The following is a 19,177-nucleotide window of genomic DNA, read 5'->3' as shown; positions in this document are numbered from 1 at the left end:
AAACCAAGTGCGTTAGGCAATGAGTAGTAAGGCAGCATCCAAGCCGACTCGGTCAAAAGCCGCGTCGGCTTTTTCTTTGACGATTGGTTTTGCTTTATAGGCAATGCTGATTCCAGAGCCATTCATCATTGGCAAGTCGTTCGATCCATCACCCATGGTGATGGAGTTGCCTTTACTACAACCCATGAGAGTACAGGCTTGCTCTAGATAAGCATTCTTCGCTGCACCATCAACGATATCGCCAAGGACTTTACCGGTCAGCTTGCCATCAATGATTTCTAAAGTATTTGCTTGAGTTTGCTTGAAGCCCAACTCCTGTTGCAGCTTTTGGGTAAAGAAAGTGAAGCCTCCAGAAACTAGCAAGGTGTACAAACCTTTAGCATTTGCCCCGGCTAGCAATTCCGCAGCACCAGGGTTAGGTCGCAAACGTTCGCGATAGACTGACTCCAATACATCAGCAGATACGCCTTCCAGAAGGGCTACGCGTCTGCGCAAGCTTTCTTTGAAATCTTTAATCTCGCCACGCATAGTGGCTTCAGTGATTTCTGAAACGGCAGCTTTCTTGCCTGTGAAGTCGGCAATCTCATCAATGCACTCGATATTGATCAGCGTCGAGTCCATATCCATTGCTAGCACCTTCACTTCACCTGGATTAAATCCTGGGGAAATGAAAGCCAAATCCGCATCGTGTGCAGCAGCAATATCACGCATGGCAACCCTTGCTTCCGGCGGTAAGTCTTGAGAGTAGGTCCAGCGAGTAGTGAAATATTTCGAATGCTCTTGTTCATTGTTGTCCTTGGCTATCTCACTACCTAAGACTTTTGCATGCGCAATCAATGCAGTATTTAATTGTGAAGTGATTGGGGTGTTAGCAAGAGCTACGAGGGTAAGGTGCTTAGACATGTGGGATTAGCAGTCAGTAATTAATTTGCTTGAACAGTATTGAGCATGGCGGATTCATTGAGGCTTCTGAGAATTTTCCGGATATGGTCTAGACGTTGCTCTAGTTTCTCAAAATCCTTCTCTTTTTGGGGAAGAATTTTTAACTTATCTTGCCCATTGAGCTGAATGTATTTGGATGACTGAATCAATTGAATGATTTTCATCGGGTCAATCGGAGGATTGGGTATGAACTGGATCTGAATGGATGCTGGGCTAGCATCAATCTTCTTGATTCCAAAGCCAGCCATTTCTAGTCGTAGTCGATGGGTTTCATATAGGGATTTGGCTTGGTCAGGCAGATCACCATAGCGATCTACCAACTCTTCACGCAATCCCATGAGTTCGGAGAAATCATTTGTACCAGCGAAGCGCTTGTACATGGAGAGGCGTTCATGAACATCGGGGCAATAGTCATTCGGGAAGAGGGCAGGTACACCGAGATTGACATCGGTAGTGGCCTGCAGAGGAGATAGTAGATCGGGCTCTTTACCGCTGCGCAAGGATTTCACTGCACGATTGAGCATCTCGGTATATAGCTGAAATCCAATTTCATGAATTTCACCAGATTGCTTATCGCCCAGAACTTCACCAGCGCCTCGGATTTCTAGGTCATGCATTGCCAAATAGAAACCGGACCCCAGTTCTTCCATGGCTTGAATCGCATTTAAACGTAGTTGTGCTTGCTTACTGAGTGCCTCAGGGTCCGGAACTAGCAAATAGGCGTAGGCTTGGTGATGTGAGCGGCCAACACGACCACGCAATTGATGCAATTGCGCTAATCCAAATTTATCTGCGCGATGCATGATGATGGTGTTAGCAGTCGGAACGTCAATACCCGTTTCAATAATGGTGGTGCACAACAAGATATTGGTGCGTTGAGTCACAAATTCACGCATGACCGATTCGAGTTCACGCTCATGCATTTGACCATGCGCTACGCTAATGCGAGCCTCTGGAATGAGCTCTTGCAAAGCATGCTTACGGTTTTGAATGGTTTCCACTTCGTTGTGGAGGAAGTAGACCTGACCACCACGCTTAATCTCTCGAAGCACGGCCTCACGAATAACGCCATCGCCTTCACGTCGCACAAATGTTTTGATGGCCAAACGCTTCTGTGGTGCTGTTGCAATAATCGAGAACTCACGCAAACCTTCCATTGCCATGCCAAGTGTTCTCGGAATAGGGGTTGCAGTCAGCGTCAGGATATCTACTTCAGCGCGCAATGCCTTGAGTGCATCCTTTTGACGCACGCCAAAGCGATGCTCCTCATCGACGATAACCAGGCCTAAATTAGCAAACTGAGTTTCTTTTGAAAGAAGCTTATGTGTGCCAATAATGATGTCAGCCTCGCCCTTAGCGATCGCCTCTAGGGCTGCATTAATTTCTTTAGTGGTTTTAAAGCGTGAGAGCTCAACAATGCGCACAGGCCAATCGGCAAATCGATCTTTCCAGGTTGCGACATGTTGTTCTGCGAGTAGGGTGGTTGGCGCCAAGATGGCCACTTGCTTACCACCCATCACTGCAACAAAGCTGGCACGAAGTGCAACCTCAGTCTTACCGAAGCCCACATCACCACATACCAGTCGATCCATAGGTGTACCACTAGTCATATCGCCAATTACGGCGGCAATCGCATTGGCTTGATCTGGCGTTTCTTCAAAGCCAAAGCTTTCTGCAAATGCAGCATAGTCATGGGCTGAGAATTCAAAGGCATGACCCTTGCGAATCGCTCTTGCTGCATACAGGCTTAATAGCTCAGCAGCGGTATCCCGAATTTGTTGCGCAGCTTTACGCCTTGCCTTATCCCACTGACCAGAACCCAATTGGTGCAATGGTGCTGAGTCAGGGTCAGAGCCTGCATATCGGGTCACCATCTGCAGTTGTTGCACTGGTACATACAGGGTTGCATCTTTGGCGTAAACCAAGTGCAGGAACTCTTCAAAAATAGGCTCTTCTTTGGGTGGCGCTAAATTGAGTAGTACTAAACCTTGATAGCGGCCAATGCCATGATCTGAATGAACAACGGGGTCACCAATCTTGAGCTCAGATAAATCCTTAAAGAGCATATCCGGATCGGCGCTCTCACTTTCTTTACCCTTGCGACGTTGACGTGCAGTGGTGGTAAAGAGCTCAGCCTCGGTAACAACAATGAGGTTTTCAGCGGGCCAAGTAAATCCATTAAAGAGTTGCGCTGTGACCAAGCCAAATAGAGCATCACTCTTAATAAAGTCAGCAACACCTTCAAAGCCTTCTGGCTTTAATGGGTAGAGTGGCTTACCATTTTGTCCAGCAACTGAATTACTCTCATCAAAGAGTTGGCGAATGGATTCTTTGCGGCCATTGCTATCGCTGCAAATGAGAACGCGCACTTTTTCTTGAGAAACCAAAGCGCGCAAACGATTCATCGGATCGGCATCACGACGATGGACTGCCAAATCAGGAACAGCTAAAAATTGCGGGGCAGCTTTTGATTCTTTATCCGCTTCTTTATCCAATGCCAAACGCGCATTGGGTTTGGCTGCTGTGAAGAATTGATCCACATCCAGGAATAACTCTGCCGGCGGAAGAATAGGGCGATCAAGATCATGCTTTAAGAATTCATATCTAGAAAGCGTGTCCTTCCAAAAGCCCTTAATAGATTCTTCAACATCACCGATGCTTACTAGCCATACAGGGTCGCCCGAGCGGGGGAAGTAATCAAAGACTGTCGATGACTCTTCAAAGAAGAGGGGTAAGTACGATTCGATACCAGCACTGGGAATTCCGAGATTGGCATCTTTATAAATTGAGCAACGTGTTGGATCGCCTTCAAATACTTCGCGCCACCTGCCGCGGAAGGCGGTGCGTGAAGCATCATCAAATGGAAATTCATGTCCTGGTAATAGACGAACTTCTTTAACGGGATAGAGGCTGCGCTGGGTATCTGGATCAAAAGCTCGAATTTGCTCAATCTCATCACCAAAGAGATCCAGGCGATACGGCAGGCTTGAGCCCATTGGAAATAAATCAATTAGTCCGCCACGAATACTGTATTCACCTGGACGCATGACTGCACTAACAGGATCGTAGCCAGCTTGCTGCAACTGAAGTTTTAGTGCCGCCTCATTGAGCTTGTCACCTTGTCTAAAAAAGAAGGTGTGGCCAGATAAAAAGTTTGGCGGGCCGAGTCGTTGCAAAGCCGTAGTAATTGGCACCAAAACAATGTCGCAACTGCCGTTAAGTAATTCATAGAGCGTCGCTAAGCGTTCTGAGACTAAATCCTGGTGAGGTGAGAAATGGTCATACGGCAGAATTTCCCAGTCAGGTAATAAACGTGTCTTGAGCTGTGGGGCAAAGGCTGGGATTTCTTCTAAAAGACGCTGGGCTTCCTGGGCCTGAGCGCAGAAAATAACCATGACTGAGAATTCAGATCGGTACCGCAGTGCGGATTGAGCTATTAATGCGGCATCTGATGAACCAACTAGCCCTGAAAAGGTAAAGCGCTGCCCAGCCCGGGGTGCGGGTATGGGGGGTGCTAGTTTTAATGCATCAGACATCTCCGCTCATTATAGAATCAGGTATGCACCCAGCAAATCAATCTTCACCCCAATGTCACGCCTTGTTACCTACGGCTGGAACGGGATCTAGACTTGGTGGAGCCTTGCCAAAGCAGTTTCAGGAATTGGCGGGCAAACCAATGCTGGCCTATACCTTGGAAGCCTTTGTTGCCACCCCGGAGATTGCCTCTATTTGGGTGGGTGTTAGCCCCGGCTTTATCGACAACCCGATCTTGAGTTCACTTTCCAGTAAGTCTGCCTCCATTGAATTTCTTCCGAGCGGTGGTCCAACTCGTCAAGAAACCGTCAGAAATACTTTGGCAGCCATGCTCAAGGCAGGCATTCCGGAGACTGATTGGGTGCTCGTTCATGATGCTGCTCGTCCTGGAATTTCTTCCGAGCTGATTCAAAAACTGATTCGTGCTGTCACTCAAGCTGGTGAGGGAGGTCTCTTGGCTATGCCCTTAGCAGATACCTTAAAAATGGCTGATGCCAACTCCGCAATTGCCGGCAATCCCAATAGGGCGATGAAGACAATTTCTCGTGATCATCTTTGGCAGGCGCAAACGCCCCAGATGTTTGGTCTAAAACGTCTGCATGATGCAATTGAAGAGGGCATACGACTGGAAGCCGATATTACAGATGAGGCAAGTGCAATCGAGCTTGCAGGCTCTAGCCCACTATTAATAGAGGGCGCTACTCGTAACTTCAAAGTAACCCACCCAGCAGATTGGGATTTGATGCAAACCATCTTGCAGGCATCCAGCAATTAAGCTCTCAGAACCTATAACGACAACTCAATGACTTCAAACGCTTCCCACATCCCTCAGTTTCGTATTGGTCAAGGTTATGACGTTCATGCCTTAGTTGCGGATCGTAAATTGATATTAGGTGGCGTTCATGTTCCTAGCGATAAAGGTCTACTAGGGCATTCAGATGCGGATGCCTTATTGCATGCATTAACAGATGCATTGCTAGGCGCTGCTGGGTTGAATGACATTGGCCAGCTATTTCCAGATACCGATCCCCAGTTTAAGGATATGGATAGCCGTATTTTGCTCAGAGCCGCTCTTCAGAAGATTCAGGCTGCTGGGTTTCAGGTGGGTAACGTCGATGCGACGATTATTTGCCAAAAGCCCAAATTAGCCACTTTTTTGCCCGATATGGTCCGCAATATCGCAGCAGATTTGGCTGTCACACCAAGCCATGTCAACCTGAAGGCTAAAACCAATGAATCCCTTGGGCACTTAGGTAGAGGCGAGGGTATTGCAGTCCATGCCGTGGCTTTGCTTTATAAGGCCTAAATATCCTCCAAAACCGCTAAGCATTGTAGAATTACGGTCTTTAGAGTGAAGCTTCAGCTCGGTAGTGTTTGCGGAATTCGCGCGAGGATGGCGAAATTGGTAGACGCACCAGGTTTAGGTCCTGACGCCAGCAATGGTGTGGGGGTTCGAGTCCCCCTCCTCGCACCACAAGATAGCTACTTGGCTTGGGCTTCACATATCCGATTTTCAATTAAGAGACGAGAATGGCTGTGCAGATAGAAAATTTAGGTCAGTTAGACCGCAAAGTGACCTTAGAGTTCGCTCGTGCCGATTTGGCTAAGGCAAGAGAAGACCGTTTGGCTAAATTGGGTAAGACCATGAAAGCCCCAGGCTTCCGTCCAGGCAAAGTGCCTAAGAGCATGGTTGAAAAGCAATACGGCATGCAGGTGGATTTCGAGCTCCAGTTCGATAAAGCTTCTGAGCTGTTCTATGACTTAGCTCAAAAAGAAAAAATCCTCTTGGCAGGTCAACCACGCCTTGACCCTAAATCAGAATTAGACGCAGACAAAATTGTGTTTGATGCTTACTTTGAGGTGTTGCCAGAAGTGAAGATTGGCGACTTCAGCAAAGCAGAAGTGACTAAGTACACAACTGACATTTCTGATGCAGAAATTGATCGCGCATTAGATGTATTGCGCAAGCAGCAAGTTCATTACCATCCACGCGGCGTAGCTGGCGCTCATGGTGATGGCGGTGCAAACACAGCCGCTCAAGCTGGCGACCAGGTTGTAATCGACTTCGTTGGCAAGATCGATGGTGTTGAATTTGCTGGCGGTAAAGCTGAAAACTTTGAATACGTTCTTGGTGAAGGCCGCATGCTCCCAGAATTTGAAGCTGCAACATTGGGCCTCAAAGCAGGTGATAGCAAGACTTTCCCATTAAGCTTCCCAGCGGACTACCACGGTAAAGATGTTGCAGGTAAGACTGCAGATTTCACCATCACTGTTAAGTCAGTAAATTGGGCGCATCTGCCAGCAGTTGATGATGCATTTGCATTGTCTTTAGGCGTTACTGAAGGTGGCGTTGCCAAAATGCGTGAAGAAGTTAAAGAGAATTTAGATCGTGAAACAAAGCGTCGCATTACTTCCTTGTTAAAAGGTGAGGTAATGGAGAAGCTCAATAGCCTTTGCGAACTTGACGCACCAAAATCTTTGGTTGCTCAAGAGCAAGAGCGTTTAGTTGAGTCAGCACGTCAAGACTTGATGCAGCGTGGCATTCCGAATGCGAAAGATGCACCGATTCCTGCTGAAATGTTTGCTGAACAAGCGCTCAAGCGTGTTCGTCTTGGTTTGATTCTGAGCGACTTGGTTAAGCAGCAAAACTTGGCTGCAACTGCAGATCAAATTAAAGCTGAAATTGATGAACAAGCTGCTACATACGAAGATCCTAAAGAAGTAGTGCGTTGGTTCTATAGCAATCCAAGCCGTCTCAAAGATATCGAGAACTTGGTACTAGAAGACAACGTGATTAAGTATTTCACTTCGCAAGCTAAGGTAATCGATAAAGCAGTTACTTTCGAAGAACTCAGCAAGCTCAACTAAGTATTTACTAATAAAGGCCTGATCACATGAACCAGAATCATTTCCAGTCTGAGAATTTAGAACCCAAAGGTTTGGGTTTAGTTCCAATGGTGATTGAAACCTCTGGTCGAGGTGAGAGAGCCTATGACATTTACTCTCGCTTACTCAGAGAACGTGTAGTTTTCTTGGTTGGCGAAGTAAATGATCAAACTGCAAACTTAGTGATTGCCCAGTTACTATTCCTCGAGAGTGAAAATCCAGATAAAGAAATTTCCCTGTACATCAACTCTCCTGGCGGATCCGTTTCTGCTGGTTTGGCAATCTACGACACGATGCAATTTATCAAGCCACACGTCAGTACTTTGTGTATGGGTATGGCTGCGAGCATGGGTGCATTCTTGTTGTGTGCTGGTGAGAAGGGTAAGCGTTACGCATTACCTAATTCACGCGTAATGATTCATCAGCCATTAGGTGGCGCACGTGGCCAAGCCTCTGATATTGAAATCCAAGCCCGTGAGATTCTCTATTTGCGTGAACGCTTGAACAAGATTTTGGCTGATCGCACTGGTCAATCAATTGAAACGATTGCTAAAGACACTGATCGCGATAACTTCATGTCTGCTGATCAGGCTCAAGAGTATGGCCTGATCGATAAAGTCATCGATAAGCGTCCTTAATACATATTCATCTTTAGATATCTACCTTGAGCGATAAAAATACTACCAATAGCGCAGATAAAGTTCTGTATTGTTCTTTCTGCGGTAAGAGTCAGCATGAAGTTAAGAAACTGATTGCCGGACCTTCTGTATTTATTTGCGATGAGTGTATCGACTTATGCACTGACGTCATTCAAGAAGAACTCGCTAAGCTTCCTAAAGCTGAGGGCGATGACGCTTTACCAACGCCACACGAGATTCGTGAGAACTTAGACCAATATGTGATTGGTCAAGATCATGCGAAGAAGACTTTGGCTGTAGCGGTTTACAACCACTACAAGCGTTTGCAGTATTTGCCAAAACCTAAAAAAGAGAAGCTTGATAAAGACGGCAAGCCTGTCGAAGCAGCTGACAAGAAAGAATCCAAGGTTCCTGCCAAAGCAATGGTTGACGGTGTTGAATTAGCAAAGAGCAATATTTTGCTGATTGGCCCAACTGGCTCAGGCAAAACATTGTTGGCGCAAACCTTAGCGCGTATGTTGGACGTTCCATTTGTAATGGCTGACGCCACAACATTAACCGAGGCAGGTTATGTTGGTGAAGACGTAGAAAACATTATTCAAAAGTTGTTGCAAGCTTGTGACTACAACGTAGAAAAAGCACAACGCGGTATTGTGTACATCGATGAGATCGACAAGATCTCCCGTAAGTCAGATAACCCGTCCATTACTCGTGACGTATCAGGCGAGGGCGTTCAGCAAGCTCTGTTAAAGCTCGTTGAGGGCACGATGGCTTCTGTGCCGCCTCAAGGTGGACGCAAGCATCCGAACCAAGATTTCTTGCAAGTTGATACGACTAATATCCTATTTATCTGCGGCGGCGCATTTGATGGTCTTGAGAAGGTCATTCAACAGCGCACTGCGAAGACTGGCATTGGATTTAATGCCACGGTTCCAGGTAAAGACGATCGCGGTGTTAGCGACCTCTTAATCGAAGTGGAGCCAGAAGATTTAATCAAGTTTGGCCTTATTCCCGAGTTGATTGGTCGCTTGCCTGTTGTAGCGACTTTGGCGCAATTAGATGAAACTGCCTTAATTCAGATCTTGACTGAGCCTAAGAATGCCTTGGTTAAGCAGTATCAGGCCTTATTAACGATGGAAGGCTCTGAGCTTGAAGTTCGCCCAGCGGCACTGTCAGCTATTGCCAAGAAGGCTATTGCACGCAAAACCGGTGCACGTGGCCTGCGCTCTATTCTTGAGGGATCCCTCATGGACGTAATGTATGACCTGCCATCTTTGAAGAATGTTCAAAAGGTGGTCATCGATGAAAATACCATCGCTGAGGGTGGAAAGCCCATTTTGGTCTACAAGCAGGGTGACGAATCCACGGAAATGAGCAAAAAAGCCTAATTTTTGCTATTTTTTGCTGTTTTCACAGGGTTTTCGCTCACTTTTTGCATATTTACCCCTTGTTTTTCACTTGGTGGCACCCATATAGGTAGTATCCTATTCCTAAATAATGACCGTATCTAGTAGTACGGCATTTTTAGAGAATTTTACGGAATGACTATTTTGGAGGAATTGCCCCATGCCTGGCCACTTATTACTACCCTCTGAACCTATTCAACTGCCACTTCTCCCTTTGAGAGATGTCGTGGTGTTTCCGCACATGGTCATCCCCTTGTTTGTTGGGCGACCCAAATCCATTAAAGCGCTAGAAGCCGCCATGGAAACCGGCAAAAACGTGCTTTTAGTGGCCCAAAAGACTGCTGCTAAGGATGAGCCTGGCGTAGAGGATCTCTATGAAGTTGGTTGTATTGCCAACATTCTGCAAATGCTCAAGCTCCCAGACGGTACCGTCAAGGTCTTAGTTGAGGGTGTACAGCGTGCTGAAGTGAGTCAAGTTGAAGATAGCCAAGGCTATTTCTGCTGTGAAGCTACGCCAACCTCAATGTCAGCGTTAGATGCACATGAAACTGAAGCTTTACGTCGTGCCATCATGGCCCAGTTTGACCAATACGTAAAACTGAATAAAAAAGTTCCACAAGAGATTCTGTCATCACTAGGTGGTATTGATGACCCAAGCCGTTTGGCGGATACGATTTGTGCACATCTTCCAGTCAAGCTTGAGCAGAAACAGCGTTTGTTGGAAATGACTGATGTAGTTCAACGCCTAGAAAGCCTCTTGGCTGATCTCGAAAGCGAAATCGATATTTTGCAAGTTGAGAAGCGTATTCGTGGGCGTGTAAAGCGTCAGATGGAAAAGAGTCAGCGCGAGTACTACTTGAACGAACAAGTTAAGGCCATTCAAAAAGAATTGGGTGAGGGTGAAGAGGGCGCTGATCTCGAGGAACTTGAGAAGAAAATTAAAGCTGCTCGCATGCCTAAGGAAGCTTTGAAGAAGGCAGAGTCTGAGTTGAAGAAACTCAAACTCATGTCACCCATGTCTGCCGAAGCAACCGTGATTCGTAATTTCATTGACACTTTGGTGACGCTTCCATGGAAGAAGAAAACCAAGATCAATAATGATTTGGCTAATGCCGAAAAGGTATTGGATGAAGATCATTACGGACTTGATAAAGTTAAAGAACGCATCCTGGAATACCTCGCAGTTCAACAACGTGTTGAACGCGTCAAGGCTCCGATCCTTTGTTTAGTTGGGCCTCCTGGTGTTGGTAAAACTTCGCTCGGCCAATCCATTGCGCGCGCCACAAATCGTAAGTTTGTTCGCATGGCACTGGGTGGTGTGCGCGATGAATCTGAAATTCGTGGTCATCGTCGTACCTACATTGGCTCTATGCCAGGCAAGATTCTCTCTAGCCTTACCAAGGTAGGTGTTCGCAATCCCTTGTTCCTCTTGGACGAAGTAGACAAGATGGGTATGGATTTCCGTGGAGATCCGGCAAGTGCATTGCTAGAGGTTTTAGATCCAGAGCAAAATCACACATTCCAAGATCACTATGTTGAGGTTGACTTTGATCTCTCTGATGTGATGTTTGTTGCAACATCTAACTCCTTGAATATCCCTGGCCCTTTATTGGATCGCTTGGAAATCATTCGTCTTGCTGGCTATACGGAAGATGAGAAGACCAGCATTGCCATGAATTATTTAATCCCTAAACAGATTAAAAATAATGGCCTTAAAAAGGATGAGTTGAAGATTGAGGAATCCGCTGTTCGCAGCATGATTCGTTATTACACTCGTGAAGCTGGTGTTCGTTCCTTGGAGCGTGAAATCAGCAAGATCTGCCGTAAGGTGGTGAAGTTGCTTCTCCTCAAGAAAGAGGCTGCACCAGTCACTGTGAATGCTGACAATCTAGAGAAGTTCCTGTCTGTGAAGATGTATGACTTTGGTCTTGCCGCAAAAGAGAACCAAGTCGGCCAGGTAACTGGTTTGGCTTGGACCGAAGTTGGCGGTGATCTATTGACCATCGAGGCAGCGGTGATGCCAGGTAAGGGTGTCATTACTCGCACTGGTTCGATTGGTGATGTGATGAAGGAATCTGTCGAGGCAGCTAAGACTGTGGTCCGTTCCAGAGCGAGAGCTTTGGGGATTGCGGATGAAGCTTTTGAGAAGAAGGATATTCATATTCACTTCCCAGATGGCGCGACACCTAAGGATGGTCCATCAGCTGGTATTGCTATTACGACGGCTCTGGTTTCTGTATTTACAGGCATTCCGATTCGCTCAGATGTAGCCATGACCGGTGAGATTACATTGCGTGGTGAGGTATTGCCCATTGGCGGCCTAAAAGAGAAGTTACTGGCAGCGCATCGTGGCGGTATCAAGCTAGCTTTAATTCCTGAGGAAAACGTCAAGGATTTGATCGATATTCCGGATAACGTCAAGAATGCGATTGAAATTGTTCCAGTACGTTGGATTGATAAAGTTTTGGAATTGGCTTTAGAGCGAAAACCGGTTGCTTTGCCAGATCCAACGCCAGAAGAGCTTGCCAAAAAGGCTGCAGAAGCTAGCAAAGCCAATGAAAAGATATCTTCCGGAGAAGCCTTAAAGCATTGATGCCTAGGGGATATTCGAGGGATTTTGAGTCATATTGAACGGTTTATTTAAGTCCATTTTGATGAAGAATCTCTCTTTTATTCTCGCACTAGGTTACAATCTTGTCTGTATTAATTTGGGGCGCTTAGCTCAGATGGTAGAGCGTCTGCCTTACACGCAGAATGTCGGCGGTTCGATCCCGTCAGCGCCCACCAGTTTCCCAAATCGCATTTGTTTTTCCCCTAATAGGCTTTCTAGTTCCTCTAGACCTTCTGCCTAGTACACTCGCATTATTGACTTCACTTCCTAGCGATTAATTCATGTTTGATACCGTACGTAAGCACCAAAAGATTCTTCAGCTTGTGCTGATGTTATTTATCGTTCCTTCATTTGCCATGTTTGGTATTTCTAGCTATTCCAGCTTCATGGATAAGGAAACAGATATTGTTAAGGTAAATGGCAAGCCAATTACCGCGCAAGAAGTCGAGACAGCCGCTAAGCGTCAGGCTGAGCGTGTCGGTGGGAATATGCAAATTGCTCAGAGCCTGCCATTTCGCCAAGCTATTTTGAATGAGTTACTCCAGCAACGCATCTTAGGATTTGCGGTGAGTGACCTGCGTTTGCAAGTCGGCAAGCAAGAGCTTGTGAATAGCCTGCAAAAGATTCCTCAGATTCGCGCTTTATATCGTCAAGATGGCACATTTGATGACGCCCGCTTTAAGCAGTTATTAGCAAGTAACGGCATGAATGAAGAACAGTTCTATGCTGGCCAAAGTTTTGACTTAAAAATTCAACAGTTAGTTAACTCAGTTGCACGTACAGAACTGGCTAGCCCAAAATTATCTGAGATTGTTTCATCTTTGTATGAGACCGAAAGACAAGTTCAGACTTTGCAGTTCAATGCTAAAGATTATTTATCTAAAGTAAATCCAAGTGCTGAAGAGCTTCAAGCTTTTTATCAAGCTAATGCCAAATTATTTGAGCGTCCTGAATATATTGACGTTGAGTACATTGTTCTCAAAGCAGATCCAAAAGAAGACTCCAAAGCCTTTAATGAAAAGGCAGATCAGTTTGCGAATATAACTTACGACCAGTCTGATAGCTTGAAGCCTGCCGCTGATAAATTAAAGCTCAGCATTCAATCCCAGAAGGGTGTAACTCGTGGTGGCGCGCCAGGCGTATCCAAAGACCATCCCTTAGCTAATCCTAAGGTGATCCAGTCTCTTTATGGTGATGAGGCTCTCAAGAACAAGCGTAATACTGAAGCTGTTCAAACAGCTCCGGGCGTATTTGTATCTGCTCGGGTGGTAATTTTGCACCCAGCACAAATATTGCCGTACAAAGATGTTGCAGCAGAAGTAAAGCGTCAAGTTAGTCAACGTGCTGCCGAGAAGTTAGCTATTGCCGCTGCAAGCGAGAAATTAGCCACACTTGAAAAAGATCCGAAGAATGCAACTGGTTTCGCAAGTCCTAGCTGGATCTCACGCAATAAGCCCGGCAGTTTAGTTGGTCCATCAATGGATGAAGTTATGTCTGTTAATGCAAATAACTTACCGGCTGTAGTTTCGGTTGCTAATCCAGGTGTTGGCACTACGATTTATCGTATTGATCAAGTTCGTCAGCCACCTGCAGTTGATGCCAAGGTACATAAGGCTCAGGCGCAACAGATTCAAGCACTCGCTGCGCAAGCCGAATTTGCTGGCTTTATGGGCTACTGGCGTAATAGTGCTGGCGTTAAAGTTATTAACCCACTCAAGCAAGCAAGTGCGGGTAGTGCAGGCAGTTAAAACTAAGGTAGTTTTTTAAGTAAGTTACTGTATGGGGCCATTGAGCCCCATACGTTTTTAAAGATAACGCTTTGTGCTGCTACATTTGGATGCAGACGATCTGCTTGAAACAATTCTGGTTTAGTGGCAACGCCTTCTAAGAAAAATGGCAGCAACTCTACGTGTTCTTGTTTTGCAAGTAGAGGGTAGAGATTCTTAAATTGCATGGTGTAGGTTTGGCCATAGTTCGAAGGAATCTGTATGCCGCAGAGCAAAACCTTTGCCCCTGATTTTTTGCTCATCTGAATCATCTTGCGCAGATTGGCTTCAGTCTGATTTACAGGCAATCCTCGTAAAGCATCATTTGCCCCCAGCTCTATAAGCACAATTCCTGGCTTTTTCTGATTCAAGAGATTGGGGAGGCGGCTTAGACCGCCCGAGCTAGTTTCTCCGCTAATGCTGGCGTTAAAAACGCTCCAGGGACTTTGATCTTTGGCTAATTGCTCTTGGAGCAGGGTGACCCACCCCGTGCCGCGCGGCAAGCCGTATTCAGCGGAAAGGCTATCACCTAGTATTAGGACTACTGGCTTGACTTGAGCCCAGGAAGAAATGCTCAATACGAGGCAAAATAGCCCTGTAATGAATTTATTCACAGTTAAAAGCTGAATCCGCATTTTTCCACTCTAGAAAATTTTCACATGAACAAACAGTCTAATTCCATTGTTGCCGAACACGTTGGCAAGCTGGTAAATACGGCTGATGGTGACCTAGCTATTTTGCACGACTTGAGTTTTCAAATTGAGCAGGGTGAAAGTGTGGCAATTATTGGTGCTTCCGGCTCGGGAAAGAGTACCTTGCTAAGCCTCTTGGCTGGCTTGGATCTACCAAGCACGGGTCAAATTGATTTAATGGGGCAAAGCCTCAATCTATTAGATGAAGATGGTAGGGCACGTTTGCGCGGTCAGTTTGTTGGCTTTGTATTTCAGTCATTCCAGCTATTGCCACACCTAACGGCCCTAGAAAATGTCATGCTTCCACTGGAGATGGCGGGTATAGGCCAGACTGAAGCTAGGTTGGCCGCTCATCAATGGCTAGAGAAGGTTGGCTTAAGTCTTAGGGCTAATCACTTTCCCAAGACGCTATCTGGTGGTGAGCAACAGCGCGTTGCTCTTGCCCGAGCTTTCATTAATAAACCTGCCATTCTGTTTGCCGATGAGCCTACCGGGAGTCTGGACGAAGCTAGCGGAAATAGGGTTATTGAGCTCCTTTTTGAGCTAAATCGGGAGAATTCTTCAACCCTGGTTCTGGTGACCCACGATCCAGCCTTGGCTGCTCGGTGCGGACGCCAATTGAGCCTTCATGGTGGGCGCCTGGTTTAAGCAAAACCTTATAATCTTGGCATGTCATCATTCTGTTGCTTGCCCGGGGCAAATGCCCTTTCAGCCTTCCGCCAACAGCGACTTTTAGCTTCGCTCGCAGCCCAAGGAATTCAACTTGAGTCTATTGAGGCTCAATACCTTCATTTCGTTTGGTCTGAGTCAGAACTCAATACCAAAGACAGAAAGGTGCTCGAGAGTCTTCTGACTTACGGCCAACCTTTCATATCTCAGTTGAAGGGTGGCTCCTTATTTAGCAAAGCCGCCGATAAACAATCTGCGATTGCTATTCCTCGATTTGGCACAGTTTCTCCATGGGCTAGTAAAGCAACAGATATTGCGCGTCAATGTGGACTTCAAGTTTTACGTATTGAGCGTGGTGTTCAATATGCATGGCAGAGCAAAAAAGCACTCAGCACAGAACAAGAGCAATTGGTATTGGCCGCTTTACATGATCGGATGACTGAGGCGGTTATCTCGGATATCAATGAAGCTAGTGCTTTGTATCAATCTCTACCTGACCGCCCATTTGTGCGCATCCCGGTATTAACTGAGGGCAGGTCTGCTCTAGATAAAGCAAATCAAGAACTAGGTCTTGCCTTGTCAGAAGATGAGGTGCTTTATCTCGTTGAGAATTTCATTCGCTTAGAACGCAATCCGAGTGATGTTGAGTTAATTATGTTTGCCCAGGCGAATAGCGAGCATTGCCGTCACAAGATTTTCAACTCTAGTTGGACTATCGATGGCGATGATCAAGAGAAATCCCTATTTGCGATGATTCGCAATACGCATCAACTTCAGCCAGAAGGCACGATCGTTGCCTACTCCGACAACTCAGCGGTGATGGTGGGCGCCGAGTCAGAAACTTGGTCCTCCAAAGGCGAGGGTCGTCGTTACGAAAAAGACACACGTTTAGTACATACCTTGATGAAGGTAGAGACGCACAATCACCCAACGGCAATTGCTCCGTTCCCTGGCGCCTCTACGGGTGCTGGTGGCGAGATTCGTGATGAAGGTGCTACTGGTGTCGGTGGACGTCCTAAAGCGGGTCTTACTGGCTTTTCTGTTTCAAATCTCAATATCCCTGGCACTCATTTGCCGTGGGAGTCTGAAAAGTACGGCAAGCCAGAGCGTATTGCCACGCCACTACAGATCATGATTGATGGCCCATTAGGTGGCGCCGCATTTAATAATGAATTTGGTCGCCCCATTCTCGGTGGTTATTTCCGTGTGTTTGAGCAAACCCTAGAAGGTGTTCGTCGCGGTTATCACAAGCCAATCATGATTGCTGGTGGTATTGGCAGCATTGATTCGATTCATACTGCAAAGAAGCAAATTAAAGCGGGGCACTTGTTCATTCAATTGGGTGGCCCTGGTATGCGTATTGGTATGGGTGGCGCAACCGGTAGTTCTGTTGCAACCGGAACTAATACTGCGGATTTAGATTTTGATTCTGTCCAACGCGGCAACCCTGAAATGGAACGTCGCGCACAAGAAGTGATCAATTCTTGTATCGCAATGGGTCAGGGCAATCCTATTGTTTCTATTCATGACGTTGGTGCAGGCGGTATTTCTAACGCATTCCCAGAGCTAGCCGATGGTGCCGGCTTAGGCGCACAATTTCAGTTACGCAAAGTGCCGCTTGAGGAAAGCGGCATGAGTCCTGCAGAGATTTGGTGTAACGAATCTCAAGAGCGTTATGTTCTAGCAATTGAAGCCAAAGATCTGGAGCTGTTTAAGTCACTCTGTGAGCGCGAACGATGCCCATTTGCTGTTGTCGGTGAAGCAACAGTCGAGCGTCAACTTCAGTTAAGTGACAGTAAAGAAGCGGCTGGTACCGATGCTGCAATGCCCATTGATATGCCAATGGAAGTATTGCTTGGCAAGCCACCGCGTATGCATCGTGATGTGACGCGTGTTGCACAAGAGTTTGAAGAGTTAAATGTCACTGACTCCGATCTTGCTCAATGCATTGCTTGGGTTCTTCAGCAACCAACAGTTGCTAGCAAATCCTTCTTGATTACTATTGGCGATCGTACCGTTGGCGGTCTCAATGCTCGTGATCCATTTGTTGGGCCATGGCAAGTCCCTGTTGCTGACTGTGCAGTTACCTTGATGGATTACAAGGGCTACCATGGTGAAGTAATGACCATGGGCGAGCGCACTCCATTGGCTGTGATTGATGCACCAGCTGCCGCCAAGATGGCCGTTGGTGAAGCTATTACCAATCTATTGGCTGCAGATATTCGTCGCTTAGAAGACGTCAAGCTTTCTGCTAATTGGATGGCTGCTTGTGGCGCACCCGGAGAAGATGCAAAGCTGTATGACTCCGTTAAAGCAATTGGTATGGATTTATGCCCAGCGCTTGGCATTTCTATTCCAGTTGGTAAAGATTCTTTATCGATGGCAACTGCATGGCAAGAGGGTGATCAAGCTAAGAAAGTGGTTTCCCCGGTTTCACTCATTATTTCTGCTTTTGCTGCAGTCCAGGACGTTCGTAAAACTACGACGCCTTTGCTAAAACTCAAAGATGAATCTGGAGCGGCATTAGAAACAGAATTAATCTTGATTGATTTGGGTCGCGGTAAAAACCGCATGGCTGGAAGTATTCTTGCTCAAGTTCTCAATCAATCTGGTAAATCAGCTCCGAATGTAGACAACCCAGAAGATCTGAAGGCGCTTGCTAATGCCATCATTGAGCTACGTAAAGCAGATCAGTTGTTGGCCTACCATGACCGCTCTGACGGCGGTTTGTTTGCCTGTATCGCAGAGATGGCTTTTGCATCTCATACCGGCATTTCAATGAATGTCGACATGATTGCTGTTGATGTTGGTCAAGAGGCTGACTGGGGTGATGCAAAGAACTGGGCGCAACAGGTGTCCGGTCGACGTCATGAGCAAACCCTGCGCGCTTTATTTAATGAAGAGCTTGGTGCGGTAATTCAGATTCGTAAAGCAGATCGCGATGCAGTATTTGCTGTGTTGCGTAAATTGAACCTGAGCGCCTACAGTCATGTGATTGCAAAACCAAATACCAATGGCCGCATTGAAATTTGGCGTGATGCGAAAAATATCTTTGCTGAGCCAAGTGAAGTCCTGCAAAAGATGTGGGCTAACACGAGTTATCAGATCGCTCGCTTACGCGATAACCCAGATTGCGCTGATAGTGAGTTTGCGCTACTCGATAACGTTGCAGATACTGGAATGTCGCCAAAGCTGACATTTGATATTGCGGAAGATATTGCAGCGCCATTCATTAACAAGAATGCTAGACCTAAAGTCGCTATCTTGCGGGAGCAGGGCGTTAATTCTCATGTAGAGATGGCTTATGCCATGAATTGGGCTGGCTTTGATAGCTATGACGTTCATATGTCAGACCTGCTTTCTGGTAAATCTAAGTTAGATGATTTCCGTGGCCTAGTTGCCTGCGGTGGATTTAGTTATGGAGATGTATTGGGTGCGGGCGAAGGTTGGGCGAAGACCATTCTCTTTAATGGTCAATTACGCGATCAGTTCTCCTCATTCTTTAATCGCCAAGACAGTTTTGCATTGGGCGTTTGTAATGGCTGCCAAATGATGAGCAATCTAGCGGGAATTATTCCTGGCGCTGAAGCCTGGCCTAAATTTACCCGCAATCAATCCGAGCAGTACGAGGCTCGATTAGTGATGGCCGAAGTGACGGCATCGCCTTCAATCTTTACGCAGGGTATGACAGGAAGTCAGCTTCCCATTGCTATTGCACATGGCGAAGGCTTTGCTAACTTTAGTCAACAAGGTAATTTGGAGGCTCTTCAGAAACAAGGGTTGGCTGCTCTACGTTTTGTGGACCACCAAGGTAACCCAACTGAAACCTACCCAATGAACCCAAATGGTTCACCTGGTGGCTTAACTGGCGTTACAACCCCAGACGGACGCTTCACAGTCATGATGCCGCATCCTGAGCGCGTCTTTAGGGCTGTGCAGATGAGCTGGGCACCAAAGGAATGGTTAGATACGCCTGATGGCGCAAGCCCATGGATGCGATTATTCCGCAACGCTAGAGTCTGGGCAAAGTAAC

General features: G+C 46.6%; 12 protein-coding genes and 2 tRNA genes. 11 read left to right on the top strand and 3 right to left on the bottom strand.

The window, feature by feature from the left end; all coding sequences use genetic code 11:
- Nucleotides 1-12 precede the first annotated feature (12 nt).
- Nucleotides 13-903, bottom strand: a complete 891-nt coding sequence (gene serB, locus ICN25_RS08575) for a phosphoserine phosphatase SerB (protein ID WP_216181457.1) — start codon at nt 901-903, stop codon at nt 13-15.
- A 20-nt stretch (nt 904-923) separates the two neighbouring features.
- The gene (mfd, locus tag ICN25_RS08570; protein ID WP_216181454.1) at nt 924-4,478 is read right to left on the bottom strand and encodes a transcription-repair coupling factor; all 3,555 of its coding nucleotides are present in this window, start codon (nt 4,476-4,478) and stop codon (nt 924-926) included.
- A 23-nt stretch (nt 4,479-4,501) separates the two neighbouring features.
- Between mfd and ispD the strand changes: the two genes are divergently transcribed.
- The 9 genes from ispD (at nt 4,502) to ICN25_RS08525 (ending at nt 13,765) form a co-directional block, all read left to right on the top strand.
- Nucleotides 4,502-5,251, top strand: coding sequence for a 2-C-methyl-D-erythritol 4-phosphate cytidylyltransferase (ispD, locus tag ICN25_RS08565; RefSeq protein WP_216181451.1), 750 nt, complete (start codon nt 4,502-4,504; stop codon nt 5,249-5,251).
- Between the two features lie 27 nt (nt 5,252-5,278).
- A complete protein-coding gene (ispF, locus tag ICN25_RS08560; RefSeq protein ID WP_216181447.1) occupies nt 5,279-5,782 on the top strand; it encodes a 2-C-methyl-D-erythritol 2,4-cyclodiphosphate synthase in 504 nt (167 codons plus the stop codon).
- A gap of 81 nt (nt 5,783-5,863) precedes the next feature.
- Nucleotides 5,864-5,950: transfer RNA gene (locus tag ICN25_RS08555), tRNA-Leu, on the top strand.
- A gap of 56 nt (nt 5,951-6,006) precedes the next feature.
- Nucleotides 6,007-7,344 (top strand): trigger factor, encoded by a 1,338-nt coding sequence (gene tig / locus ICN25_RS08550; RefSeq protein WP_216181444.1) that lies wholly within the window; start codon nt 6,007-6,009, stop codon nt 7,342-7,344.
- Between the two features lie 26 nt (nt 7,345-7,370).
- Nucleotides 7,371-8,000: an ATP-dependent Clp endopeptidase proteolytic subunit ClpP gene (clpP, locus tag ICN25_RS08545; protein ID WP_015421102.1), complete on the top strand. Its 630-nt coding sequence runs from the start codon at nt 7,371-7,373 to the stop codon at nt 7,998-8,000.
- Nucleotides 8,001-8,026: 26 nt separating this feature from the next.
- On the top strand, nt 8,027-9,388 hold the full coding sequence (gene clpX, locus ICN25_RS08540; RefSeq protein WP_216181441.1) for an ATP-dependent Clp protease ATP-binding subunit ClpX: 1,362 nt from the start codon (nt 8,027-8,029) through the stop codon (nt 9,386-9,388).
- Nucleotides 9,389-9,566: 178 nt separating this feature from the next.
- The gene (gene lon / locus ICN25_RS08535) at nt 9,567-11,999 is read left to right on the top strand and encodes an endopeptidase La (RefSeq protein WP_216181438.1); all 2,433 of its coding nucleotides are present in this window, start codon (nt 9,567-9,569) and stop codon (nt 11,997-11,999) included.
- Between the two features lie 118 nt (nt 12,000-12,117).
- A tRNA-Val gene (locus ICN25_RS08530) sits at nt 12,118-12,193 on the top strand.
- 105 nt (nt 12,194-12,298) lie between these two features.
- Nucleotides 12,299-13,765, top strand: a complete 1,467-nt coding sequence (locus ICN25_RS08525) for a peptidylprolyl isomerase (protein ID WP_216181435.1) — start codon at nt 12,299-12,301, stop codon at nt 13,763-13,765.
- 2 nt (nt 13,766-13,767) lie between these two features.
- On the opposite strand, the gene ICN25_RS08520 is transcribed toward ICN25_RS08525, so the two are convergent.
- Nucleotides 13,768-14,418: an arylesterase gene (locus ICN25_RS08520; protein WP_216181432.1), complete on the bottom strand. Its 651-nt coding sequence runs from the start codon at nt 14,416-14,418 to the stop codon at nt 13,768-13,770.
- Nucleotides 14,419-14,442: 24 nt separating this feature from the next.
- On the opposite strand from ICN25_RS08520, the gene ICN25_RS08515 reads away from it, so the two are divergent.
- Nucleotides 14,443-15,123: an ABC transporter ATP-binding protein gene (locus ICN25_RS08515; RefSeq protein ID WP_216181429.1), complete on the top strand. Its 681-nt coding sequence runs from the start codon at nt 14,443-14,445 to the stop codon at nt 15,121-15,123.
- 21 nt (nt 15,124-15,144) lie between these two features.
- Nucleotides 15,145-19,176 carry a phosphoribosylformylglycinamidine synthase gene (gene purL / locus ICN25_RS08510; protein ID WP_216181426.1) on the top strand — a complete coding sequence of 1,344 codons (4,032 nt, stop codon included), beginning with the start codon at nt 15,145-15,147 and terminating at the stop codon, nt 19,174-19,176.
- Nucleotide 19,177: the final 1 nt, after the last annotated feature.

Origin of the sequence: Polynucleobacter sp. 80A-SIGWE (assembly GCF_018882295.1) — a bacterium.
GTDB lineage: Bacteria > Pseudomonadota > Gammaproteobacteria > Burkholderiales > Burkholderiaceae > Polynucleobacter.
The sequence above is the reverse complement of the archived record's forward strand: the minus strand, read 5'-3'. Positions and strand labels throughout refer to the sequence as shown.